Below are 24,027 nucleotides of genomic sequence, written 5' to 3' on the forward strand. Positions count from 1 at the left end.
TTCCGTGACCATCCGTGTCGGGTACTTCCCGAACAACAACTCCCTGTTCGCGCTGCGCCACAACGGCCTGCTCGAACTCCGTCTCCCCGACGTCGAGTGGGTCGACCTGCGCGACCTGCCGTCGACGCGACGGGTCGATCCCCGGCACGGGTTGCCGACGCTGCACTCGGACTGGCTGTTCGAGGACGGCGGCTACGACGTCATCGGGACCGGGTTCACCCCGCCGATCACCGCCCTCGGTCAGGGCCGCGACCTGGTCTACGTCGGCATCTCCGGCCCTCGGGTGGAGAACGGCCGGCTGGTGACCCTCGCCGACTCGGGTATCCGCACCGCCGCGGACCTGCGCGGCAAGCGGATCGGGATCACGCACGGGTCGTGGCAGACCACGCTCGCGCTGCTCGCCCTCGACCGCGAGGGCCTGACGTGGTCGGATGTCGTGCCGGTGGATGTCGATGTGAACGAGGGCGGCGGGGCACTGCTGCGCGGTGACCTCGACGCCTGGGTAGGCGCCTATCCGGGGCTGGCCGACGTGGAGGCTGCCGCCCGGCTGCACACCCTCGTCGACACCGACGGGCTGTTCAGTCATCCGTCACTGTGGTTCGTGCGCCGCGACTTCGCCGAGAACCACCGCGCCGAGCTCGAGGCGGTCATCGCCGCGCTGCAGGAATCCGACGCGTGGATCGTCGCGAATCCTCGTGAAGCGGCGAGATTCTTCGTCGAGGACGCCGAAAGGCGCGGGGGCACCGCAGATCTGAACCGTTAGGAGGAGGCACTGCGCAGCCGGCCATTCGGGATCGGTCCGGTCACCGAGGAGTTCCTCGACGAGCAGCAGCGCGCCGCGGACCTGCTGTATGCCAACGGTCTGCTGCCGAAGCCGGTGGCGGTGCGCGGCGCGGTCCTGCCGTGGATCGGCGGGGTGGTCGAGACGACCCGGCCCGGCGCCGCGGTGTGATCGGTCGGCCGGCACCGGCTACCCTGGTCGTCGAGTGTTCGCGTTCGTGGCGGCACACGTGAGCAGCAGGGATGGCGTCGATGGGCAGGCAGCGGGGCGGCCGCAGAACCGAGGGGCGCACTCCTCGCGGTGACGAGGGAAGACCCGTCGCAGGGGCCTACGAGATCGACACCGGGATGTGCGAACTCGAGGAGGATCCGTTCGATCCGCAGAGCTGGATCGTGAAGATCAACGGTGAACCGAGTTCGCACATCGACCTCGCCGATCCGCAGACCCTCGCTTTCGACTACATGCGGTGGATATCCGAACTGTCTCGTTCCCAATGGGATTCGCAGACCAAGCTGCGGGTGCTCCACCTCGGCGGCGGCGCCTGCACGCTGGCCCGCAGCTTCGCATCCGTGTACTCGGAGGCGCGTCAGGTGGTCGTCGAGCTGGACGGCCGCCTCGCCGTGCTGGTCCGCGAGTGGTTCGACCTGCCGCGCGCGCCGCTACTGCGGGTTCGGGTGGGGGAGGCGCGCGCGGTCACCGAGACGCTCACCGACGACAGCCGGGACCTGATCATCCGGGACGTGTTCGCCGGACGCAGCACGCCTCGGCCGCTCACCACGCTCGAGTTCACCAGGCAGGCACGCCGCGTGCTGTCCCCGGGCGGCATCTACTTGGTGAACTGCGGCGATACCCCGGATCTGCGCGGCGCGCGCGCCGAGGCGGCGACGATCGGCGCGGTGTTCGAGCACACCGCGATCATCGCGGACCCCGCGATGCTCAAGGGCAAGCGTGACGGCAACATCGTCATCGCCGGCAGCGATGTCCCGATCGGAACGTCCCCGACACTTGCCAGTCGCGTCCTCGGAGGCGGCACCCCGGCCCACGTGTGGCAGGACGCCCAGGTCCGGCGGTTCGCCGAGTCGGCGAAGGTACTGCGCGACAAGGGCACGCCGACCGAGGGGTGACAAGGATGCTTGACATCTGGGTGTCAAGCATCTTTAACTCTTCCTGTGACCGGTACACCACGCGGCAACCGGGTGCGCGAGCATCGCAAACAGGCCGGGATAACGCAGGCCGAACTGGCACGTGCGGGCGGTGTGAGCCGTCAGAGCATCGTGTCGGTGGAGGGCGGCGACTACGCGCCGAGCGTCTATCTCGCGCTGCGTCTGGCGCGGGCGCTGGACGCGAGTGTCGAGACGCTGTTCCCGTTGGACGAGGAGGGGTGACGATGAGTGTCTTCGTGAACGCCATGCGGGTCGTGGGAGATCGCCGTCGCGGTCTACGTGATCGGCGCGGCCGGAATTGTCGCCCGCCTGCTGGTGTCGAACAGCGACAGCGCGTCGTCGACGTGGGCGGGCGTGATTGTCGGGGCGGCGATCGGCGGCGCCGCTGCCGTCGTCGGCGTCCGGAACAAGCGGCGGCGCCGGGCGCGGTTCGAGGCGGCCGACGACTAGGGCGTGGCGCGCCACTGTCAACCGGTGGCGTCACAGCAGTTCCCGGTTCCGGTTCGGTGCGCGGATGCCCTTCGGCTTCCGTTGTCCTGCAGGGCGATCAATGCGCACATCGCCGCGCAATGTGCTGCTGCGCGAACAGTAGGGTGCATGGCTATCGCCCATGCTCGTCGGGCTGTCGATGACATCTTGCCTTCCATTTCGTCGGTGGGGTTGTTCGTCTACGTCGTTGCTGTGGAACAGATTCGGCGTCGTCGGGTCAGTGGCTGTGGTGACCGGATGCCTGCTCGGGTACCGGTGTAGTCGCGTTGTCGGCAGTCACGGTGAACTCGGCGGTACGCACCACTCCCTCGTGTCGGAAGTCCAAGAACAAGCGGTAGGCCCCGACGCTCGGCATGCCGGCGTAGAAGTTGATGGCGGGCCCAGCCGGTGTAACGCCGTCACCGGGATGGCCGTCCGGGTGGACGTGGAGATACGTGAGGTCGGAGGCGTGTAACGCGACCAGATGGCCGTACGCGCCCAGATAGGGCTGCAGGTCCGTTACGGGTTGCTTGTCGCGGCTGACCGAGAGCGTGAGCTTCGATGTTCGGCCTGCGTGGGCCGCCCCGTCGAGGGAGACGGTGTAACTGTCGACCGTCGCAGTGGCGGTCGCGAGGGGCAATGGCCGCGGCTCGTAGGTGCCTGCGACGTGCACGTCCGCACCCAGCGTGATTCCGTCGCCGCCGTCCGGGGTGAAGTCGGCGAAGATTCGATAGTCGCCGGCGTGATCGAAATCGACTGGCACATGCCAGGTTCCGGACGAATCCAGTTCGGGGTGCACGTGCTGGAATCCGGTCAGGTCGTGGCCGACCACGATCAGATGCAGTTGCTTCTCGTGGGCGTCGGTGTACCGGGTCAGTGGGATTCCGGTCGAATCGACGATCCGGAACTGCAGGGGTACCCGGCTCCCGACGGTCGTCTCCGACGCTGCCAGTTCCAGTGTGTAGCCGCTCTCGCTGAACATCAGTCCTCCAAGTGGTAGGGCGGTGGCAGCTTCCGTATCGGAAGGGCTGCGGTTGTCGTGCGTCTCGGGGTTGCGTACTGCGATGCCGCAGGCCGCATTGCAATTTGTACTATACCCCCCTAGGGTATCGATCGGTGAGACAATCACCGACGGGAGATCTGATGTGCCCCTGTGGTGGGCGCCGATCGAGGATGTTCGAGTATTGCCTGTTTGGCGGGCATTTCGCGTCCGTGCGGGCCAGTGTTCGCCGTGGCTTGATCGTCCAGATCGCCCTTGATCGTCCGTTTCATCGCCCATACCCCGTACAGGTAAGGAAGGGGCAGTATGTCCACGCAAGCACAATCCACCCGAAAGTGGTGGGCGTTGGCGTTGATAGCCGCCGCGCAGTTCATGGTCATCATGGACACCTCCATCATCGGTGTCGCTCTTCCCCAGATGCAGAGTGATCTGGGCTTCTCCCAGGAGGGCCTGACGTGGGTGTTCAACGCCTACGTCATCGCATTCGGTGGGCTGCTCCTACTCGGTGGGCGCCTCTCGGATCTGTTCGGTGCCCGCCGAGTGTTCACCGCCGGCTGGCTGATCCTGCTGGCCGGTTCCGTCGTCGCCGGTGCCGCCGGCAACGTCGCCGTCGAGCTCACGGGCCGCGCAGTCCAGGGCGCCGGTGCGGCACTCATCGCGCCGTCGGCCCTCACCCTGTTGATGATGCTGTTCGGCAGCACGCAGAAGGAGATGACCAAGGTGCTGTCCATCTACGGTGCTGCGGCCCCGGCCGGCGGCACCGCCGGGGTGTTCCTCGGCGGCGTCATCACCCAGTACGCCAGCTGGCCGTGGGTCTTCTATCTCAACATCCCCATCGCCGTCATCGCACTGATCGCCACGCCCTTCCTGATGCCGAACGCACCGGCGCGCACCGGATCGATCGATCTTCTCGGTGCACTCGCGGTCACGGCAGGCCTCGCCGTCGGAGTCTTCGGCATCGTCAGGGCACCCGACGTCGGCTGGGGATCGGGGCAGACGTGGCTTGCGCTCGCGGTATCGGCCGCATTGTTGGGCGCCTTCGTGATGATCCAGTCCAAGCGCCGCGAACCATTGGTACGACTCGGAATCTTCAAGGCACCCAACCTCGCCCCCGCCAACATCGCTCAGCTGGTCCTCGGTGCGGCGTGGATACCGATGTGGTTCTTCCTGAACCTGTACCTGCAGCAAGTGCTCGGTTACAGCGCCTTCCCGGCCGGTGCGGCTCTGCTGCCGATGACAATGCTCGTCATGCTCGGCATGATCGTTGTCGCTCCCAGGGCCATGCAGCGGTTCGGGGCCAAGACGATGATCGTGGCAGGGTTGCTGGTTCTCGGAATCGGGTTGGGGTGGATGTCGTTGGTGCGGCCCACCGGCAACTTCTGGGTCGATGTGCTGCCGGCGTCGCTGGTGGCAGCGGCAGGCATGACGCTGGCGTTCATTCCCTCACTGGGGACGGCGATTTCGGCCGCACGCCCCGAGGAGGGCGGATTGGCGTCCGGCATCGTCAATGTCAGTTACCAGGTCGGCTCTGCTGTCGGGCTGGCCGTGATGACGGCAATCGCAACCGTGTTCGGTGCTGACCAGCTCGGTGACCTGACGGAGCTGACGAACGGGTTCTCCGCAGTCTTCATCGGTGCGGCAGTCATTGCGCTGGTGGGCGCGGGTATCACCGCGGTAGCGATGCGATCGACCAAGGTTGCCCCGGAGCCTGTGAACGCCTGACCCGCAAAGCTTCGAATCGAACAGGAAGGCTCAACCCATGCCCACCGATCGCACCTACCTCGTCGCCGGAATGACCTGCGGAAGCTGCGCGGGAAAGGTCACCAGGCACGTCGAGCGGATTCCCGGAATCATCGGCGTCGACATCGACCTCGCCACCGGCGGAATCACTCTCACCAGCGAGGGTCCGGTCAGCGACGCCGATGTCCGGCAGGCCGTCGAGAACGCCGGGTACAAGCTCACCACCAACTGAGCAACCGCACATACAGGTCGACTTCGCCGCCCGTCCCGGCCACCCCCACCGGCGGTAAGCCGGGACGGGCGGGGAGCCGACCGCTCACGAAACCACAGAGGACTGCTATGCCTCGTTTCACACCTCTCACCCCGGACACCGCTGTCGGTGCATCACGGGATCTTCTCTCCGACCTGGTCTCCCGTCATGGACAGGTTGGCGACATGGTCTCCACGATGGCGCACTCGCCCGCCGTGCTGGGCGGCTATCTGCAGCTCAGTCGGGCCATGAAGCGCGCGAAACTGAGCCGCAGGATCGGCGAGCGAATCTCGATCGCGGTCCAGGCCCGGCAGGGTTGCGCCGCCTGCCTCGAAGCCCACATCGCCGCCGCGCACGCCCACGGTGTCGAGACCGCCGAGATCGACCGTGCCCGAGAGGGCACCTCGGCCGATCTCGCCATCGCGGCGATGATCGATCTCGGCCTTCGCGTCTACCGGGAACCGACCTCGATCACCGATGAACACGTCGCGGACCTTCGCGGGCACGGCTACAGCGACCGCGAGATCGCCGATGTCGTCGGCATCGTCGCCCTCAACCTCCTGACCGGCGCCTTCAACGTCCTCGCGGGAGTGAAGACTACCGACGGCTAGGCCGGTTCGGGTTCGGAGTCCAGCGGGACCTCCCGTGCGGCGCGGATGCCGATCCAGGCGCCGATGAGGGTGAAGCCCAGCAGGCAGCCGGCCCCCACACTGCCGAGCACCGTCAGCCAGGTCTCCGACAGCGGGGCGAGGGCGCCGAATCCGGTGAGGATCGAGCAGTAGCCACCGATCTGCATCGTGCGGCTCCCGGCTCGGTGGGCGGTGGTCCACGCCTCGTCGCTCACCATCGTCGACGGTGTCCGAATGCCGGCGTACGGGTTTCGCTTCAGACGGCCGCTGGCCGCGGCCCGCGACGCCCACACGACCGCGACCCCCGCGATGGTGAAAGTCAGCCACAGCAGCACCCGCAACCCGATCGACTCCATGGGACTCACGCTAGATCATGAGCACGACACACACTCATGCTCCGGCGGGCAACGTGCTGAAGTCGGCCGGTCGGCCCTCCGCGAAGGCGGCCAGCGCCTCCCTGTTCGCGGGCCCGCCCAGCATCTCGCGGAAGCACGCGTTCTCCCGTTCGCGCGCGGCGGCGATCTCGGCGCGCAGCGGCTCGGTCATCGTCCGTTTGACAGCGATCAGGCTCGAGATCGGCTTGGCTGCCAGGGTTTCGGCGTGGGCACGGGCAACGTTCATGAGCTCGTCCGGCGCGCACACCCGCCACACCAGGCCCATCTCCTGGGCTTGGTCCGCGTCGATCCACTCCGAACTCATCAGCACCCATGCCGCGTTCTGCCGGCCGATCAGCTTCGGCATCAGGTAGCTCGACGCGGCCTCCGGTGCCACGCCGAGATCGGTGAACGGGCACTTGAGCCGCGCCTGGCTGGACATGAACGTTAGATCCGCGAACCCGAGGATGGTGGCACCGGCACCCAGCCCGAGTCCGTTCACCGCGCAGATCAGCGGCTTGGGAAAGTTCACGAGTGCGTCGATCAGGCCATTGAAGCCGTGCTTGCCGCGCTGGTAGTTCGGATCGGTTGTGAGCGCCTGCATCTCGCGCAGATCGGTACCCGCGCTGAACGCGCGTCCGTTGCCGGTGAGCAGCACCACCGCGACTTCCGGGTCGTCGGCGGCGGCCAGCAGCGCCTCGGTGGTGGCGTCGTACAGCGCCTCGCTGAACGCGTTGAGTGCGTCGGGCCGATCGAGCGTCAGTGTCCGTACGCGGGCGCGGTCGTCGATGAGAATGCTCATGCCAGCACAGTAGAACGTGTTGCAGCTTCAGGGGTGCGTATCCCGTTCAGGAGGACGCAGGGTGCCGCCGATTCACCGTTTGCTTAAAAACTGATATCACTTTAATATCTGTTTTGATGGTGCGCGACGGACTGCGCCACGCTGACGAGAGGGCACCCATGACTGCCGGGACATCCGGGACATCCGCAATCGAATCCGTTCCGATCGAGGCCACGGGGGTGGAGGAGCGTCCCGGCTGGTCCGCGAACGGCTGGCCCTTCGCGATCGGCGGGCTGCTGGCGATCGTCGCCGGCGCCGGTCTGATCGCCGCCGGGATCCTGCTCGGGTCGGGGATCAACATTCCGCTCGTCGTCGCCGGGGGAGTGTTCCTCTTCGGCGCGCTCGACGCCCTGGTGGGGCTCGTGCTCGTCGAGCCGGGGCAGGCACGGGTGCTTCAGCTGCTGCAGGGCTCCTACTCGGGGACGCTGCGGCAGGACGGACTGCGCTGGGTCAACCCGCTGAACACACGCCGGGCCATCTCCACCAGGATTCGCAACCACGACACCGGGAAGGCGAAGGTCAACGACGCGGACGGCAATCCGATCGAGATCTCCGCCGTGATCGTCTGGCAGGTCCGCGACACCGCTCGCGCCATGTTCGACGTCGACGATTTCGAGGAGTTCGTGGCGGTCCAGACCGAGGCCGCAGTGCGGCACATCGCCGGCAGCTACCCCTACGACGGCGGCGGGGAGTCGATCTCTTTGCGGCAGAACGCGGACGAGATCACCTCGAAGCTGTCCGACGAGGTGGGTGAGCGTGTTCGGTCCGCGGGCGTGCAGGTGATCGAGTCGCGCATCAATCAGCTCGCGTACGCCCCGGAGATCGCGCAGGCGATGCTGCGGCGCCAGCAGGCCGGTGCCGTCATTGCGGCGCGCGAGCAGATCGTGCAGGGTGCGGTCGGCATGGTCGCCTCCGCGCTGGACCGGCTCGAGCGCGAGCACACCGTCGAACTCGACGAGGAGCGCAAGGCGGCGATGGTCTCGAATCTGCTGGTGGTGCTCTGTGGCGACCAGGGCGCCCAGCCGGTCGTCAACACCGGAACCCTCTACCAGTAGGCTGCGCCGTCATGGTCGAACGCAAGAAGGTGCTGTTGCGCCTCGACCCGGCCGTGCACGACGCCCTCGCGCGATGGGCCGCCGACGACCTGCGCAGTACCAACGCGCAGATCGAGTTCCTGCTGCGACGTGCGCTGGACGACGCGGGACGGGCGCCCTCGAACGCCGAGAAGATGCGGCGACCGGGACGCCCGCGCAAGGACGACGAGTGATGCGGCGCGGGCCGGGTGGATCTCCACCCGGCCCGCGCCGCATGTAGCTCAGTTCCGGGCGAACCGCGCCGGCTCGGTGTTCGGCACCCGCGAGACCTGCCCGCGCGCCACCAGGTGGCGCAGGTGCGCGGCGGCCTCGGACAGCGCCATCCCCTTGGCCATCGGGTGGAACTTCCCCCACGGCCGGTACCACTTCATCCGCTCGGCCACCTGCCACACGGTGATCTCGTCGGTGCCGAACGCCTCGTACAGGTGGTCGAGGCGTTCCTCGTGGTGATCGATCAACTCACCGGCACGGCCCGCCACATCGACGATCGGAAGACCGTGCGCGCCGAGCCCGCGGGTGACGTCCATCTTCTGCACGCGGCGCAGCGACTCCATGAACTCGGCGAGCGCGTCACGCTCCTCGAGCGGGTACACGAAGTTGCCGATGTGCGGGGTGGTCTTCTGCAACACGTGGTCGCCGGTGAACATGACGTCGGCATCCTCGAGATAGAAGCACACGTGGCCGGGGGTGTGACCCGGAGTGAACACCGCCCGCAGGTTCCGTCCGCTCAGTCCGATCAGCTCGTCGTCGACCAGGACGCGGTCGGGTGCCGATTCCGGACCCACCGGGGGATCGCCCTGCGCTGCCTTCTCGAACGCCTCCCGGTCGGTCAACGACGCGCCGGCGCGCTCGAGGTTGGACAGCTGGAAGTCCATCCACTCCTCGTTGCGGCCCGACGACATCTTCTCGAACATGTCGTGGTCGGCCTCGTGCATCGCGATCCACGCGCCTGACGCCTCACGCACCCGGCCGCACAGGCCCGTGTGGTCGGGGTGGAAGTGCGTGAGCACGACGCCCTCGACCTCGGACACCGAATGCCCGATCGACTCGAGGCCCGACGTCAATCCCTCCCAGCCCTCGTCGCCGTCCCAGCCGGCGTCGACGAGGATCACCCCGCCCGGCGACTCCATCGCGTAGACGAGGGTGCTGCCCAGCGGATTGTGGGACATGGGAACAGAAATCTGGAAGATGCCATCACCGATGGCAGAAGCACCTGACATTTGCGCAACCTCGTTGGCTAGATGAAGAACCCGCTCTACCTATGCCTTCATAGTTACTCTTCGGGTTTCGGGGCGGCGTGACCGGTCCCACTTAGCGGAAAATGGCGGCTATGCAACCAGGTCTGCGTACTCGGGGTGCGACGCGACGTACTTCTCGACGTACGAGCACGACGGCACGATCTTGAAGCCCTGTTCGCGGGAGGTGTCGAGGGCGGCCTTGACCACCTGGCCGGCCAGGCCCTGGCCGCGGAAGTCCGGGTTGGTGACGGTATGTCCGAAGTCGCGGACGCCGTTCGTCTCGATGTAGTCGGCATAGCCGGCGAGGGCGTCGTCGACGTAGATCTCGAAGCGGTTCTCTCCCGCGTTGTGCTCGATCCTGTTCGCCACGGCCGGGCTCCTTTCGTTTGCTTACGAACGCACGTTACCCGGGTACAGCGCCGGATCGAGGGCGTGTATTCCGTGCCGGTCTGGATCCGGAGCGGTTCCCGGACGACAGCGAGCCGACGACCGCGTTCGGCCGCGGCGCCGTCTACACCCGCACCTGCGCTGGTTCGCGGCTGCGTGCCGAGCCGTACCCGCACGCCGGCGTCCCGTGGGGTGGTGAACACGCGGCTAGCGATTTCCTTGCTGCTTGATCTCTTCAAATCTCGCTCTGAGCAACGGAATGAAGGCAACGGCATCAAAGTCTTGGAAGCGGTCCCTGTACCTCATGAGGACTTGCTCGAGATGGCTCACGATATCGGCGCAAAGCTGTGTCCTCGTCTCCCCTTCCGATAGGTCCTCATACTCGTCTACGACGAGCATCTGATCGACCAGGAGCTTGTCGTCCTTCTTGATGTACCGAACAAGCGACCTCAGGTTGCCCTTCTCGACATTGGTCTTGTGATAGAACCGCAGGATCAGGCCGAGCGCAATGTGGCTGAACTGGGCATCAAGGTTCCGCAATTGGGAAGCAATTCGATCCTGCCAGGCGTAGTCATTCAGGCTATTGAGAATGTCGTCCAGGATGTCCTGGTTTGTAGTGGCCTTTTCCGCCGTTTTCCCTCCTTGTGAATCATAAGTGATCTTCAGGAAGATACCCATAATCAAGACGCCATTCTTCTTCTTCTTCTTCTTCTTCTTCGCGGCCTACTACGAACCGCGCGCAGAAACGCGGTGAACCCTGTCGACCACTCCAGCACCTCTGACTGCGCAGAGAATCAAATACCACAACAGTCGTTGTAGTAGTCGTTGCAGTACTAGATCAGGTCCAGGGGCTCCCCGAACCGGTCGTAGTAGACCTCGTAAGCGAGCCCGCCAAGATTGGCTGGATCACCGACGTCGATGTGTGCCGGCATCCGGCTCGGCTCTGTGAGAACCGCTTCGTATCTCACCCGCCCCTGGCTGACGACCCACTGCGCTGCATCTTCCAGGCCATCCTCGGACTCATCGGGCCCCAGATAGGACCGATATGGCTCGTCCTGCAGCTCGGCGGCGAAGTCCAAGAACAGATCTTGGAACTTGTAGACGGCGTCCTTCGGCAGTCGTCCAAGAATTTCGCGAAGGCGTTCACGGCTCCTCGCGGACTCCTCTACAACGTCCCAGAACCAGTCGACGTCCGGACCCTCGTCGTGACGAACAGCGTCAGCCAAAGCCTCTCCCAATCTTGCAGACGAGCAGACCTACCGGCATCCCATCGGCGATGAGGCCGGCCCGACCGCAACCGCGCGCGATCACTTCATCCCAGCACACGCTTGGAGACCATGCCTTGTCGGAGACGCCCTAACGGGATGTCGACCCTTCCGGCTCCTCTGGCTTCTCCGTGTCCGCGGTGTCCTCCGCCTCCTCCGGGCCCTCTGGGGCGCCGGCGGCGTCCTCCACCTGTGGAGTGCGGGTCGGCCGGATGAGGATCTCCAGTGCGAGAAGCGCGACCAGGGCAATGACGACGATCCAGAACACGACCAGTCCGGTCGGGTACCGCCAGAACACCAACAGCAGGGCGGCGACCCCGATGATGAAGCACCGCAATGGCACTCGAGCCTGACCTGCCCACCGTTCCACGTTGGTGGGGGTCCGGTCGGTGCGTGGGTGTCGCACGAGGTCCAACGACTTCCCGTATCCGCGGCGTATGGCCATGGCCGAGGACGAGCCACCGATCAGGTACGCGCCGAGCGCGATAACCAGGCCCACCACCGCGACGGCACGCAGACTCGTCCGCAGTGGCACGGCGACGGTGTCGATGACGGCGGTCGCCGCGTCCGGGGACAGCACGTCTGCCGGAACCGCGTCGAGGTAGAACGCGCGTCCGACCAGGATTCCCACTGCCAGAACGAACATTCCGACGGCGACGGCCAGACCCGCGAGGGACAGGGTGTGCAGCCGTCGGCCGCGGGGCGCGATGCCGACCGCAGCGGCGGCGCAGGCGATCCCCAGCCACGGAAGTATCGCCGAGGCCTTGTCGAGCGCGTTGACCGCGCGCTGGGCCTTGACCAGGTCGGGGGATTGGAACAGCACGAACTGCTTGTCCACCGTCGGGATGTTCTCGGCGAAGGAGAATCCCCGATCCGTCAGTTCGGTGCGCACGTTGTCGATGATCGTCGCCAAGGAGATGCTGACGGTGCCGCTCTGATCGACCTCCACGGAGTTGGGGCCGTAGTTTCCGGTCACGACCGCCACGAGCGCGTTGTGCGCGGTTCGGTTCGCCTGGATCCAGAGGTCCTGGAACTGTTGGGATTCGACGAAGGACAGCACGGTCTCGTGGACGAAGCTCTTCGCCTGTCCCGCGATCACCGGCGCCAGGCCGACGACTGCCTGATCGACGCGGGGTGCCTTCTCGTTCAGGTTCGAGACATCGACCAGCGCGTTCAGTGCGTCGGCGGTGAGTGCCTCGATGTCGACCCGCGAGAAGATCTCGTCGGTGACCTGATTGGTGATCTCCGATTGGACGGCAGGGTCCTCGGCCAGCGGTGCGACGGTGGTGACGTAGCGATCGGTATCGAGGATCTGACTGCGGGTGAATCGGGAGGTCACCGACACGATGGCGAGGAGGGCGACCAGGATCAGCAGGATCGTGACCGCCGTCCAACGCAGCCAGTGATGCGGAGTCCGCGGCGCCGCTCCGGCAGCGCCAGCGGTGTCGGATTCCCGAGCACGCAAAGTCGCGACCTCGGAGCGCAATCGGAGTAGTTCCGAACGCTCGTCGCTGTCGAGGGGGCGGTCGTTCGTGCCCTCGTCCATCACGCTCCAATCCGATACGGGCGGTCGTCGTGCGAGTCAGGCCTCCCGGGGGTTCCAGGTGGCCACCGCCCAGATCACGACTGTGTTGAGCGCGACCAGCAGGATGGCCCACAGCGGGTAGTAGGGCAACCACATGAAGTTGACGAGAATCGACAGCGAGCAGATCACCATCGCGGCGACCCGAGCCCAGGTCGCACCGGTGAAGAGGACGGCGCCGACCAGCGCGATGATCACGCCGAGCACGAGATGGATCCATCCCCAAGTGGTGACGTTGAACTTGTAGACGTACTCGAGTCCGACGACGAACACCTCGTCCTTCGCCACCGCGGAAATCCCTTGGAGGAACTCGAGCACACCGATGGTGACCAGCAGGACTGCCGCCCCCATCGACGTCCCTTTTGCTACACCCTGCTTGACCACATCGTCGGACATGACCTCGTCCCTTCACTGGAGGGTGAAACCGGCCTGGTGCGACTTATTCTCCTCCGAGAGGACGCATCACGGCACCGATTTCATCTTCCCTTTTCCTCGGGGCTCACCATGCGGACAGAATGGGCGCTCCATGGTCGTGATCCGCGCCCGCGAGACGGTCATTCACTACCTGTCGCGCGGTGATCCGGCAGTTCGATCGCGGTCGCTTCGTCGAACAGCGTCGGTTCGGTGGGGTTGCCGAACAGTTCCATCTGACGCGGCTTGATGGCGTGCGGTATCGGTCGACCAGGATCGGGCAGCGCGACGACGCGCAGTGCCGATCGCAGCGCCTCGTGGGTCTGCGCCCACGCCCTCGCCTCGTGGTCGCACACGTCGGCCTCCTCCGAATCACCATCGGCACGGGCCTGTTCCGCGGACTCGCGCCAGCTGATCTCCTGCTCCGACGTGGTTCGCAGATAGTCGAGGAGCGCGTCGCGGTCGTGACCGCACACCTCCGCGACCTCCTCCGCGGTGAGGACACCGGCGCCGTGTGGATCGAGATGGAGCAGCGTCAACAGCGCCGCAGGCAGGTCGTCGTCGGTGTCCACGGAATCGAGGGGATCCGGGTTCTCGGCGTCGGGGGACTCGACACCCGAGTGGTCGTCCGCGAACCGCGACCCGTCGAATCGGGCCGCGAATCGTGCATCGACGGTGGGCAGGAACTTCCCGATCACGTCGATCGCGTCGACGAGATGACGCGGAACGAAGGGATTGCCGGAGATGTCGATCGACGCGTTCAGCCGATCCTCGTCGAGGGTGAACCGGATACCGGGCCACTGTTTGGTGAGGTCGCAGATGTTCTCGGCCGCCCGCGTGCGTCCCGCGACCGCGTGCAGCAGCGGAATCCACAGTCGCACGAGGGGCTTGTCCGGGTGGGCGATGACGAACACGGGCTGACTGCCGAGGGTGAGGACGACGTCGCCGTCATCGTCGAGCTGCGGCACGAAGCCCAGCGCCTGATCGACCGTGCGCGAGATCAGTTCCCGGAGTTCGGACGGGTCGCGGGGTGCCACCGCGGCGGTCTCGTCGAGCGTCGACGATGCCGGTCGCGCTCCGTCGGGGGCGTCGGGTGTATCGGCACCGAGGAGATCGGTGCCCTCGAGTGTGCCGATGATCTCGGGGTTCAGAAAACTCGGATGGGGGACGCTCCAGACCTCTCGCAGCGTGGTGACGGTCATCGCGGCGAGCTGGTCGGCCCAGCGCTGTTCCTTGTCGACGAAGAACGCGGGCGATCCCTCGTCGGGTTCCTCGTCCGGCAGGCGGGTGGGCCGCTCCCATCCCAGCGCACACAGGCGGTCCTCGGACTCCGGCGACAGCGTGTGTCGCGGCGCGAGATACGCGTTGGACGACACCTCGCTCCGCACGTACTCGTCGTCCCACACCAGGAACTGCACCCACGGTGTGAATCCGTCCACCGTGGTCTCCTCGATCCAGTCGAGAATCAGGATGTCGTCGTTCCGCATCGCGGAGAGATGGTCGGCGAGTCGACTCTGGAATCGCGTCCAGGACCGGTCGATCGCGTGGTCGAAGCTGTCGAAATCGAACATGAGCCCCCCTGTCCTTCGGGATGGAGCGTCACTCGGGAGGCGCCCCGCGGGGCCCTCCGTGTCGTGCTGTCATCAAGGTAGCGCGGACCTCCGACAAGTTCGGGAACGGCCGGTCCGGCGCGTGTTCGTCAGTTCGCGAGCAGTGCCGCGGCGCCGGCGGGCAGCTCGGATCCGGGGCGGCGTCGGAAGAGCTCCGCGGGCCGGCCGGTCCCGCTGCTCGACATCCGCCCGGTCGTCTCGAGCGAGTCGATGACCGTCCGCCGGAACGAGTCCTTCGGCAGTGCGTGCCCGTGGATCGCCTCGTACAGGCGCCTCAGTTCGAGGACGGTGAACACCTCGGGCAGCAGTCCGGACGGGTCGACGCGGTGCGCGTAGCGGGTGCGCAGATCGTCGACCGCGTGCGACACCATTTCCGTGTGGTCGAACGCGAGTGGTTCGGTGACCACGCGGCCCTCGATGCGAACGAGTCTCGCGCCGTGTGGAAGTCGGCCCAGCGGGAGGGCCGCGCCGTGCGCCATCGACAGCACCCATCCGCGGTCGTCGCGATCGGGGGCGTCGAACATCGCGAGCTGATGGAAGTCGGTGCCGGTGAGACCCGCTTTGGTCTGCAGCGCGCGCTCGGCGGCGTCGGACAACCGCTCGGCCGGGCGCAGGAACGAACCGGGCAGGGCGAGTCCGCGCGGGCCCTCGACCACCAGGACGTTCAGCTCCCCGGCGTCGACGGTGAGCACCGCGACGTCGACGGCGACGGACGGACGGGGATAGTCGGTGAGGGCCTTGCCGGCCGTGTCGGACCACGTCGTCTTCGCTGCTCGTTTCGTCACCCTTGCAGATTAGCGCAGTGATGATCTAATGTTTAGCGCAGAATCGATCTAAAAGGGGGTTCGGGTGGAGCTGAACGAACGGACGGCCGACCGCGCGGCGGGCGTGCTGCTCGCGACCGCGGCCGGCGACGCACTCGGTGCGGGATACGAATTCACCACTCCCGGAACGGGAACGGTGATCGACATGATCGGCGGGGGGATCGGCGCGTTCGCGCCCGGCGAGTGGACCGACGACACCTCGATGGCGCTCGCGATCGCGGAGGTCGCGGCCTCGGGTCTCGACATCGGCAGTGGCCCCGGGCTGGATGCCGTTGCTGCACAGTTCGTCCGGTGGTTCGACTCCGATCCGGCGGACATCGGGAACCAGACGTCCGCGGTGCTGTCCCGGCGGCCGGTGTCGGCGTCCGAGATGGCCGAGGTGGCGTGGGCGGTGCCGGGCCGTAAGGGCGGCAACGGCTCGCTGATGCGGACCGCGCCGGTGGCGCTGGCCTACCTCGACGACGTCGACGGGTGTGTGCGGGCGGCGCGCGCGATCGGATTGCTCACCCACCACGACACCCGTGCGGTCGAGGCGTGCGAGATGTGGACGTACGCGATCCGGCATGCCGTGCTGCACGGGACCTTCGACGGTGTCCGTGGCTACCTCGACGGTGCGCCGCGGCCGACGCGTGAGTACTGGGCGCCGCTGCTCGACACGGCCGAACGCGGCGGTCCGGCGGACTTCCCGAACAACGGCTGGGTCGTCGACGCCCTGCTCACCGCGTGGTGGGCGATCACCACCACCGGCCCGTCCGGTCCCGAGCATCTGCCGCGGGCGCTCGAGCAGGCCGTGCGCGCCGGACACGACACCGACACCACCGCCGCCATCGCCGGTGGCCTGCTCGGCGCGCGGTGGGGTGCGTCGGCGGTGCCGGACCGGTGGCGGCGGATGCTGCACGGCTGGCCGGGTTACCGCGGCGAGGACCTCGCCCGCATCGGCGTGCGGATCGCGTCGGGGCGCACGGTAACCGCCACTACTCTTAACGGGGAGAACGCATGACAGTCATCGACATCGCCGAGGGCGACATCACCACGATGCGGGCGGACGCGATCGTCAACGCCGCGAACTCGTCGCTGCTCGGTGGTGGGGGAGTCGACGGTGCGATCCACCGCCGCGGCGGACCCGCCATCCTCGCGGCGTGCCGGAAGTTGCGTGCGACGACGCTGCCGGACGGGTTGGCGGAGGGGGCGGCCGTCGCGACCACCGCGGGCAGCCTGGCCGCGACGTGGGTGATCCACACCGTCGGCCCGCGCTACTCGCGCCACGAGGATCGCACCGCGTTGCTGCGGTCGTGTTATCGGAGCGGTCTCGCGGTCGCGGACGACCTCGGTGCGGCCACCGTCGCGTTCCCGCTGATCTCGGCGGGCGCCTTCGGCTGGCCCACCGACGACGCGGTGATGCAGGCGGTGTCGTCGATCCGGGCGACCCGCACGAACGTCGGCGTCGTCACGCTCGTCGCCTACGATCCCGCGGTGGCGGCGACGATGCGTCGCGCGGTCGGCTAGAGCGTGTTTCGCGATCGGCGAGATGTCTGTGCCATCCGCGGACCGCCGAGGGGGCGCGCCGGCTCGGCACTTGCGCGAGATTGTCGTAGCGGCGGTGCCGCTGTCGGATCGTCTGCCACGGACCGAATTCCGCTGGCACGTCACGCCCCGCGATACCGGCCCTGGAGCGGCAGCTGATGCCTTCGAACACCCGGCTTGGATCGGCGGATCCTACTGCACTACTTCTGTTCTCGCCGATCGAACAGGTCGCGGCGTGTCAACGTCCGTTTGATCGACGTGGCGCCTTATCGTCGGTTCGTCAAATTCGCGCATGTGCGCCCGCTGGCTGTCGGGTGATGGAGGTCGGGGTTCCTATGGTGGATACGAGCACGCTCAACGGTCGGTACGGCGACGTGGTTTTCGCTCATGGGCGCAGTGACGAGCGTGATCGCCTGGACGCGCTCACCCGTTCACTCGATGAGATCTCGTTCGCGCGGCTCGACACGCTGCCCATTCGGCCGGACTCGCGGTGTTTGGATATCGGCGCGGGTACCGGAACGGTTGCCGCGTCTCTCGCCGACCGTGTCGCTTCGGGACACGTCATTGCTCTCGATCGCAGTATTGCTCTTCTGGATCCGAATGCCCGCGAGAACCTCGAGGTGGTGGAGGCGGATATCACCACGGCGGAGTTCCCGCCCGGGAGTTTCGATGTGATCCATGCACGGTTGGTCCTCCAGCACCTCTCCGATCGGGAAGAGGTCATCGGTCGTGCGGTGTCGTGGTTGGCGCCGGGCGGCTGGATCCTGTTGAGCGAAGGCATCGACCCGTTCAGTGCCACCTCTCCGAACGACCTTTACAGCAGGCTGATGGCTGGTTTCGTTGACGCCCTCTATCGGACGATGGGCACGGATATGAACTGCGCACGCAGCTACCCGGCAGTACTCGCCGAGAACGGGATCGTGAACATTGGTATCGATGCGCACGTGCCGCCGGTCACTGGCGGCAGCCCGACGGCAGAGTTCTTTCGTCTGAGCTGCGGTCAGCTGCGTGAGCCGATCGTTGCTGCGGGCCACCTCGACAACGACGAGTTCGACGCAGCTATGGCGCTGCTCGACGACCCGACCTTCGTTGATCTTGCGACGGGAATGATGTCGGTGTGGGGGCAGCGGGGCTGACCATCAGCGCATCCGGGTTGCGTCGGCACTGGGCATCGCGAGACAGCCCACCACCGTCGCCGACGCTCCGGAAGACGAACTGCGGCAGTGGAGGGGCGGCGGTGCAGTCAGTCGCCGCCGCGCACGCCCTCGTAGTAGCCGCGGATGTGGTCGACGATGCGTCGTTCCGCGAGCGGGGCGTCGCCGGCGGTCACCGCCTCGACCAGTCCGCGGTGCTCGTGCCGCAGTCGGGTGCACGTTGTGGGCCAGGCGGCGATGTCGACGCCGCCGACGACGTACGACTCGATCGACGCGCGGAGTCCGGCCATCATCGCGGCGATCACCTGATTGCCGGCGGCGTCGGCCATCGCCACGTGGAACTGGGCGTCGAGGACGAGGAATTCGTCGGCGGTCAGCGTCGGCTCGTCCATCGAGTCGAGCAGTTCGACCGCCGCCGTCAGATCCGCCGATGCTTTCTGCGCGAGCGCGCGCATCACTTCCGACTCGAGCACGAGACGGGTCTGCACGACGTCGGAGACGGGAAACCCGTGCGCCGCCACCTGCATCCGCATCAGCATCGTCATGCCGCCCGTCGGGCGGGCGACGATCATGGCGCCGGCCGTCGGGCCGGACCCGGTCTGCGCCTTGAGTAGACCGAGCGCCTCCATCACGCGCAGCGCCTCCCGGACGGACGACCGCCCGACGCCGAGATCGGCGGCGAGGGTGCGTTCGCCCGGGAGACGCTGGCCGGGTAGGAGTTCTCCCGAGACCATCATCTCCTCGACCTTGCTGAGCACGTGCTCCCACGCGCGCGGGTGCGCCGCGATCGGCAGGTCGGGGGACGAGAACTCGGAGGACATGACAGGTCAGCCTAGGCGCAGTGCCCGGGTCGTCCGAGTGCCCGGTGTGCCGCCGATGATCATGGGAGCATCCAGTTGAGCACCGGCGTGGACTGCAGGTACACCAGAACACACAGGATGGCGAGCATGCCGAGGCTGTAGCCGATGACCTTGCGGAGCAGGATCGGCTCGCTGCCGGCCTGACCCACCGCGGTCGCCGCGATCGTCAGGTTCTGCGGGCTCACCAGCTTGCCGACCACGCCGCCGGACGTGTTGGCGGCCACCAGCAGTGTCGGATCGATGCCGGCGGTCTGTCCGGCGGTCTGCTGCAGCTTCGCGAACAGCGCGTTCGCCGACGTGTCGGATCCGGTGACGGCGGTGCCGAGCCAGCCGAGGATCGGGGAGAAGAACGCGAAGATCGATCCGGTCGCGGCGAGCCACGTACCGATCGCGACGGTCTGACCCGACTGGTTCATCACGTAGCTCAGGCCCAGGACCGTCGCGACGGTCGCGATCGGCAGGCGCATCTTCACCACGGTCACGCCGAACGTGGTGACCGAGTCGCGGGCGGTGAGCCTGAAGCGTCCGTCGTTCGTCCAGATCGCGTAGACGATCGTGACGATGATGCCGCAGATCAGCAGGAGAGTGCCGGGGTTCGACAGCCATGAGAAGTTGAAGATCGCGCTGGACGCGGGATCGCCGCTGCCGGTGAGCAGGTTGCCGTACAGGCCGGGCCACTCCACCTTCCGGTCGGTGCGCGCGAGCCAGGCGGGCACATCGAAGCCGAGGGTCCACAGCTTCGCGATGCCGAACACGACGACCACGAGCAGGTACGGGAACAGGGACAGGAACACGCGCGACGGGCCGAGGCGCTCGGCCTCGACGTGCGAGCGCTGATCCTCGGGGGTCTTCGGGGCCCAGAACTGCAGCATGATCACCGCGGCGGCGAGTCCGGCGAGCGCGGCGACGACGTCGGTGAGCTCGTACGAGAAGTGGCTCGAGCACCAGAACTGGGCCAGGGCGAACACGGCGCCGGTGACGAGCGCGATCGGCCAGGCCTGCTTCATGCCGCGGCGGCCGTCGACCAGGAACAGCAGCAGCAGCGGCACGAACAGCGCGAGGAGCGGGGTCTGGCGTCCGACCACGGCGGCGATCTCGGTGGCCGGGATGTCGGTGAGGTTGCCGGCGGTGGTGATCGGAATCGCCATGGCGCCGAAGGCAACCGGTGCGGTGTTGGCGACCAGCACGGTGACGGCGGCCCGGATCGGGGGCATGCCGAGCGCGATCAGCATCGCGCCGGTGATCGCGACGGGAGCGCCGAATCCGGCGAGCGCCTCGAGCATGCCGCCGAAGCAGAAGGCGATCAGCATGGCCTGCACGCGCATGTCGCCGCGGCCGATCGAGTTGAACACCCGGCGCAGATCCTCGAACCGGCCGCTGACGACGGTCAGTTCGTAGAACCAGATCGCGGTGACGACGATCCACATCACCGGGAACAGGCCGAAGGCGATGCCCTGTAGGGCGGACAGCCCGGTCAGCGACGCCGGCATGTCGAAGCCGATGATCGCGACCAGGGCCGCGACTGCGAGCGCGCCGAGCCCGGCGTACCAGGCCTTGAGTTTGAAACCGGCCAACAACACGAAGAAGGTGGCCAGCGGGACGAGGCCGACCAGCGCCGAGGCGGTGAGGCTGCCGCCGACGGCATCGGTCGCGGGGGTGAAGGTCACCGCGAGAAGCTCGGTTTCCACATGTAACTCCTGGTTCGCGCCGGGGTGACGGCGACTCGGGGACAGGCCGGATATGACCGCTGTGTGGTCAGACCACAGGGACCGTACACGATGACCCCGATCACATTCGAGGTCTGGACGAAACTTGGTGCAGAACTCCGTCTTGTGTGCGTCGGGCCGTTGACCATGCGTTACTGTGGTCTGACCACACCGTCGGACGATTCCGGAGATCCGCAATGCGAATCGCGATTTTCGCCACGTGCATGGGGGACACGATGTTCCCGAATGCCCCCCGAGCGACCGCCCTCCTGCTGACTCGGCTGGGGCACGAAGTCGTGTTTCCGCCAGCGCAGACGTGCTGCGGGCAGATGCACGTCAACACGGGTTACCAGCCCGACGCGCTGCCGCTCGTGGAGAACTACGCCGACACGTTCGGCGACACCTCGATCGACGCGGTCGTCGCGCCGTCCGGTTCCTGCGTCGGCTCGGTGCGCCACCAGCATGAGATCGTGGCCTCCCGCTACGGCAGCGCGGGGCTGTGCGGACGGGTCGACACGGTCAAGGCCAAGACCTACGAGCTGTCCGAGCTGTTGGTCGACGTCCTGGGCGTCACCGACGTCGGCGCGTACTACCCGCATCGGGTCACCTACCACCCGACCTGCCACTCGCTGCGCATGCTCGGTGTCGGCGACAAGCCGTTGCAGCTGCTGCGGGCGGTCCGCGAGATCGACCTCGTGGAGCTGCCCGAGGCCGACTCCTGCTGCGGGTTCGGTGGCACCTTCGCGATCAAGAACGCCGAGACGTCGACGGCGATGCTCGCCGACAAGATCCGCAACATCGGCGACACCGGTGCCGAATTCTGTTGCGCCAGCGACTCGTCCTGTCTGATGCACATCGGTGGCGGGATGTCCCGGTTGCAGATGGGTGCCCGGACGGTGCATCTGGCCGAGATCCTCGCCTCCGTCGAGTCCGATGTGGAGGTGTCCGCATGAGCGGCGTTGCGCTCGGACTGCCGGCGTTCCCGCCCCGCGCGCCCAAGGGTGTCGGGTTCCTGCGCGGCACCGAGAAGTTCCCGGCGGCCGCGCACCACGAGCTGGCCAACACGCAGCTGCGCAGCAACATCGGCAAGGCCACCCACACCATTCGCGCCAAGCGGCTGAACGTGACCGGCGAGCTGCCCGACTGGGAGGACCTGCGCGACGCCGGGTCCGCGATCAAGACCGACGTGATGAATCGGCTGCCCGAGCTGCTCGTGCAGCTCGAGGCGGCGGTCACCGCGCGCGGCGGGACCGTGCACTGGGCGGCCGACGCGAACGAGGCCAACGAGATCGTCACCCGTCTGGTCCGGGAGACCGGCTCCGGCGAGGTCATCAAGGTCAAGTCGATGGCCACGCAGGAGATCGAGCTCAACGAGCACCTCGAGGCGAACGGCATCCACGCGTACGAGACCGACCTGGCCGAGCTGATCGTCCAGCTCGGCCACGACAAGCCGTCGCACATCCTCGTCCCGGCGATCCACCGCAACCGCGCGGAGATCCGGGAGATCTTCCTGCGCGAGATGGCCGACGTCGACCCCGCACTCGACGACGACCCCAGGCACCTCGCTGCCGCGGCGCGGAAGTTCCTGCGGCACAAGTTCATGACCGTGCCGGTCGCGATCTCGGGCGCCAACTTCGGTGTCGCCGAGACCGGCACGCTCGGTGTCGTCGAGTCCGAGGGCAACGGGCGCATGTGCCTCACGCTGCCGCAGACCCTGATCACCGTGATGGGCATCGAGAAGGTGGTCCCCACGTACCGGGACCTCGAGGTGTTCCTGCAGCTGCTGCCGCGGTCGTCGACCGGTGAGCGGATGAATCCGTACACCTCGATGTGGACCGGCGTCACGCCCGGTGACGGCCCGCAGGACTTCCACCTGGTGCTGCTCGACAACGGCCGCACCGCCGCCCTCGCCGACAGCATCGGCCGGCAGGCCCTCAACTGCATCCGCTGCTCGGCGTGTCTGAACGTGTGCCCGGTCTACGAGCGCACCGGCGGTCACGCTTACGGCTCCACCTATCCGGGTCCCATCGGCGCGGTCCTCACCCCGCAGCTCGCGGGCATGGACGGCAAGGACGACCCCAACTCGACGCTGCCGTTCGCGTCGAGCCTGTGCGGCGCGTGCTTCGACGCCTGCCCCGTCAAGATCGACATCCCGTCGCTGCTCGTGGAACTACGGCACCAGAAGGTGGAGCAGTCGCGGTTCGGTGCCGAGGCGGCCGCGATGAAGGCGGCGTCCGTGGTGATGTCGTCGGCCAAGCGATTCACGTTGGCGCAGAAGGCGGCCGGCCTGGGTCGGGTGATGGCGGGTAAGAAGGGCAAGATCTCGACGTTGCCGCCGCCACTGAGCGGGTGGACCGCCGCCCGGGACATTCCTGCTCCGCCGAAGCAGACGTTCCGGCAGTGGTGGGATTCGGCCGAGGGCCGCGCCGCGATCGCGGATGCACGAAAGGACGGTCAGTGATGAGTTCGCGTGACGTGATCATGGGCCGGATCCGGGACGCGCTGACGCTCGCCCCACCGGTCCCGCAGGAGATTCCGCGCACCTACCGGACCGGACGCACGATGCCCGACGCCGAACGCGTCGAGCTGCTGGTGGACCGGCTGGTCGACTACAAGGCCGTGGTGCACCGCAGCTCGGTGGCCGAGCTGCCCGAGGTGCTCGCACGGGTGCTCGGTGATGTCGGAGCGCGCCGTGTCGGTGTGCCTGCCGGACTGGATGATTCGTGGCTGTCGCAGTTCGGCGGCGAGATCGTCGTCGACTCCGCGGACATTCCGGCACCGGAGCTGTCCGACCTGGACGGCGTCGTCACCGCGTCCGCCGTGTCCTGCGCCGAGACCGGCACCATCTTCCTCGACGCCCGCCCGGATCAGGGCCGTCGCGCACTGACCCTGGTGCCCGACCTGCACGTGTGCGTCGTGACCGTCGACAGCATCGAGGTGGGCGTCCCCGAGGCCATGGCGCGCCTGGTGCCGGAGCGGCCCACCACCATGATCAGCGGGCCGTCGGCGACCTCGGACATCGAACTCGAACGCGTCGAGGGCGTCCACGGGCCCCGGAACCTGCACGTGGTGATCGTGGGCTGAGCGGTTCTCAGCGTTTGTACGGCGGACCTGCGGATTCTCTCG

Annotated in this window: 27 protein-coding genes and 1 pseudogene; 15 read left to right on the top strand and 13 right to left on the bottom strand. The window is 67.2% G+C overall.

Annotation, left to right across the window (positions count from 1 at the left end; translation table 11 throughout):
• Positions 1-4: 4 nt before the first annotated feature.
• The 4 genes and pseudogenes from HUN07_RS09370 (at position 5) to HUN07_RS09385 (ending at position 2,394) form a co-directional block, all read left to right on the top strand.
• Positions 5-952 (top strand): annotated as a pseudogene (locus tag HUN07_RS09370) (ABC transporter substrate-binding protein).
• Positions 953-1,032: 80 nt separating this feature from the next.
• Positions 1,033-1,905 (top strand): spermidine synthase, encoded by an 873-nt coding sequence (locus HUN07_RS09375; protein WP_174909283.1) that lies wholly within the window; start codon positions 1,033-1,035, stop codon positions 1,903-1,905.
• 45 nt (positions 1,906-1,950) lie between these two features.
• On the top strand, positions 1,951-2,166 hold the full coding sequence (locus HUN07_RS09380; protein WP_174909285.1) for a helix-turn-helix transcriptional regulator: 216 nt from the start codon (positions 1,951-1,953) through the stop codon (positions 2,164-2,166).
• Between the two features lie 57 nt (positions 2,167-2,223).
• Positions 2,224-2,394, top strand: a complete 171-nt coding sequence (locus HUN07_RS09385; protein WP_174909287.1) for a hypothetical protein — start codon at positions 2,224-2,226, stop codon at positions 2,392-2,394.
• 256 nt (positions 2,395-2,650) lie between these two features.
• Here the strand turns inward: HUN07_RS09385 and HUN07_RS09390 are convergent, their stop codons facing one another.
• Positions 2,651-3,394 (bottom strand): hypothetical protein, encoded by a 744-nt coding sequence (locus HUN07_RS09390; protein ID WP_174909288.1) that lies wholly within the window; start codon positions 3,392-3,394, stop codon positions 2,651-2,653.
• Positions 3,395-3,718: 324 nt separating this feature from the next.
• Here HUN07_RS09390 and HUN07_RS09395 point away from each other — a divergent pair, with 324 nt between their 5' ends.
• The 3 genes from HUN07_RS09395 (at position 3,719) to HUN07_RS09405 (ending at position 6,013) form a co-directional block, all read left to right on the top strand.
• The gene (locus HUN07_RS09395) at positions 3,719-5,134 is read left to right on the top strand and encodes an MFS transporter (protein ID WP_174909290.1); all 1,416 of its coding nucleotides are present in this window, start codon (positions 3,719-3,721) and stop codon (positions 5,132-5,134) included.
• Positions 5,135-5,171: 37 nt separating this feature from the next.
• On the top strand, positions 5,172-5,384 hold the full coding sequence (locus HUN07_RS09400; protein ID WP_174909292.1) for a heavy-metal-associated domain-containing protein: 213 nt from the start codon (positions 5,172-5,174) through the stop codon (positions 5,382-5,384).
• A gap of 203 nt (positions 5,385-5,587) precedes the next feature.
• A complete protein-coding gene (locus HUN07_RS09405) occupies positions 5,588-6,013 on the top strand; it encodes a carboxymuconolactone decarboxylase family protein (protein WP_254622869.1) in 426 nt (141 codons plus the stop codon).
• Here HUN07_RS09405 and HUN07_RS09410 read toward each other — a convergent pair.
• Positions 6,010-6,387: an SdpI family protein gene (locus HUN07_RS09410; protein ID WP_114724305.1), complete on the bottom strand. Its 378-nt coding sequence runs from the start codon at positions 6,385-6,387 to the stop codon at positions 6,010-6,012. The genes HUN07_RS09405 and HUN07_RS09410 overlap by 4 nt on opposite strands.
• 34 nt (positions 6,388-6,421) lie before the next feature.
• On the bottom strand, positions 6,422-7,207 hold the full coding sequence (locus tag HUN07_RS09415) for an enoyl-CoA hydratase/isomerase family protein (protein ID WP_114724306.1): 786 nt from the start codon (positions 7,205-7,207) through the stop codon (positions 6,422-6,424).
• Positions 7,208-7,365: 158 nt separating this feature from the next.
• Here HUN07_RS09415 and HUN07_RS09420 point away from each other — a divergent pair, with 158 nt between their 5' ends.
• Positions 7,366-8,301: an SPFH domain-containing protein gene (locus tag HUN07_RS09420; RefSeq protein WP_174909295.1), complete on the top strand. Its 936-nt coding sequence runs from the start codon at positions 7,366-7,368 to the stop codon at positions 8,299-8,301.
• Positions 8,302-8,312: 11 nt separating this feature from the next.
• Positions 8,313-8,513 (top strand): hypothetical protein, encoded by a 201-nt coding sequence (locus HUN07_RS09425; protein WP_114724307.1) that lies wholly within the window; start codon positions 8,313-8,315, stop codon positions 8,511-8,513.
• A gap of 48 nt (positions 8,514-8,561) precedes the next feature.
• Here HUN07_RS09425 and HUN07_RS09430 read toward each other — a convergent pair whose 3' ends face one another.
• From HUN07_RS09430 to HUN07_RS09465, 8 genes are all read right to left on the bottom strand, one after another.
• Complete coding sequence (locus HUN07_RS09430) at positions 8,562-9,560, bottom strand: MBL fold metallo-hydrolase (RefSeq protein ID WP_174909297.1); 999 nt, start codon at positions 9,558-9,560, stop codon at positions 8,562-8,564.
• Positions 9,561-9,668: 108 nt separating this feature from the next.
• Complete coding sequence (locus HUN07_RS09435; RefSeq protein WP_114724309.1) at positions 9,669-9,947, bottom strand: GNAT family N-acetyltransferase; 279 nt, start codon at positions 9,945-9,947, stop codon at positions 9,669-9,671.
• Positions 9,948-10,172: 225 nt separating this feature from the next.
• Positions 10,173-10,643, bottom strand: coding sequence for a hypothetical protein (locus tag HUN07_RS09440; RefSeq protein ID WP_174909299.1), 471 nt, complete (start codon positions 10,641-10,643; stop codon positions 10,173-10,175).
• Between the two features lie 155 nt (positions 10,644-10,798).
• Positions 10,799-11,191 (bottom strand): DUF4240 domain-containing protein, encoded by a 393-nt coding sequence (locus HUN07_RS09445; protein ID WP_174909301.1) that lies wholly within the window; start codon positions 11,189-11,191, stop codon positions 10,799-10,801.
• 130 nt (positions 11,192-11,321) lie between these two features.
• Entirely contained in the window at positions 11,322-12,776 is a 1,455-nt protein-coding gene (locus HUN07_RS09450; RefSeq protein WP_254622870.1) for a hypothetical protein, read from the bottom strand.
• A gap of 36 nt (positions 12,777-12,812) precedes the next feature.
• Complete coding sequence (locus tag HUN07_RS09455) at positions 12,813-13,208, bottom strand: DUF7144 family membrane protein (RefSeq protein WP_114722303.1); 396 nt, start codon at positions 13,206-13,208, stop codon at positions 12,813-12,815.
• Positions 13,209-13,366: 158 nt separating this feature from the next.
• Positions 13,367-14,794, bottom strand: coding sequence for a T3SS (YopN, CesT) and YbjN peptide-binding chaperone 1 (locus HUN07_RS09460; protein WP_174909312.1), 1,428 nt, complete (start codon positions 14,792-14,794; stop codon positions 13,367-13,369).
• A 128-nt stretch (positions 14,795-14,922) separates the two neighbouring features.
• Positions 14,923-15,618 (bottom strand): NUDIX hydrolase, encoded by a 696-nt coding sequence (locus HUN07_RS09465; protein WP_174909314.1) that lies wholly within the window; start codon positions 15,616-15,618, stop codon positions 14,923-14,925.
• A 64-nt stretch (positions 15,619-15,682) separates the two neighbouring features.
• On the opposite strand from HUN07_RS09465, the gene HUN07_RS09470 reads away from it, so the two are divergent.
• The 3 genes from HUN07_RS09470 (at position 15,683) to HUN07_RS09480 (ending at position 18,317) form a co-directional block, all read left to right on the top strand.
• The gene (locus tag HUN07_RS09470; protein ID WP_174909316.1) at positions 15,683-16,657 is read left to right on the top strand and encodes an ADP-ribosylglycohydrolase family protein; all 975 of its coding nucleotides are present in this window, start codon (positions 15,683-15,685) and stop codon (positions 16,655-16,657) included.
• Entirely contained in the window at positions 16,654-17,163 is a 510-nt protein-coding gene (locus HUN07_RS09475; RefSeq protein WP_174909317.1) for an O-acetyl-ADP-ribose deacetylase, read from the top strand. The genes HUN07_RS09470 and HUN07_RS09475 overlap by 4 nt, the downstream gene beginning before the upstream one ends.
• A 353-nt stretch (positions 17,164-17,516) precedes the next feature.
• Entirely contained in the window at positions 17,517-18,317 is an 801-nt protein-coding gene (locus HUN07_RS09480) for a class I SAM-dependent methyltransferase (protein ID WP_174909319.1), read from the top strand.
• Between the two features lie 107 nt (positions 18,318-18,424).
• On the opposite strand, the gene HUN07_RS09485 is transcribed toward HUN07_RS09480, so the two are convergent.
• Both HUN07_RS09485 and HUN07_RS09490 read right to left on the bottom strand, forming a co-directional pair.
• A complete protein-coding gene (locus HUN07_RS09485; protein ID WP_174909321.1) occupies positions 18,425-19,156 on the bottom strand; it encodes a FadR/GntR family transcriptional regulator in 732 nt (243 codons plus the stop codon).
• Positions 19,157-19,215: 59 nt separating this feature from the next.
• A complete protein-coding gene (locus HUN07_RS09490; RefSeq protein WP_174909323.1) occupies positions 19,216-20,883 on the bottom strand; it encodes an L-lactate permease in 1,668 nt (555 codons plus the stop codon).
• 215 nt (positions 20,884-21,098) lie between these two features.
• Here HUN07_RS09490 and HUN07_RS09495 point away from each other — a divergent pair, with 215 nt between their 5' ends.
• Genes HUN07_RS09495 through HUN07_RS09505 form a run of 3 tightly spaced genes read left to right on the top strand, consistent with a single transcriptional unit; the run spans position 21,099 to position 23,985 of the window.
• Positions 21,099-21,854, top strand: coding sequence for a (Fe-S)-binding protein (locus HUN07_RS09495; RefSeq protein ID WP_174909325.1), 756 nt, complete (start codon positions 21,099-21,101; stop codon positions 21,852-21,854).
• Positions 21,851-23,362 carry a LutB/LldF family L-lactate oxidation iron-sulfur protein gene (locus HUN07_RS09500; RefSeq protein WP_174909327.1) on the top strand — a complete coding sequence of 504 codons (1,512 nt, stop codon included), beginning with the start codon at positions 21,851-21,853 and terminating at the stop codon, positions 23,360-23,362. The genes HUN07_RS09495 and HUN07_RS09500 overlap by 4 nt, the downstream gene beginning before the upstream one ends.
• On the top strand, positions 23,362-23,985 hold the full coding sequence (locus HUN07_RS09505) for a LutC/YkgG family protein (RefSeq protein ID WP_114722293.1): 624 nt from the start codon (positions 23,362-23,364) through the stop codon (positions 23,983-23,985). The genes HUN07_RS09500 and HUN07_RS09505 overlap by 1 nt, the downstream gene beginning before the upstream one ends.
• Positions 23,986-24,027 lie beyond the last annotated feature (42 nt).

The sequence above is a fragment of the Rhodococcus sp. W8901 genome (genome assembly GCF_013348805.1).
Lineage (GTDB): Bacteria > Actinomycetota > Actinomycetes > Mycobacteriales > Mycobacteriaceae > Prescottella.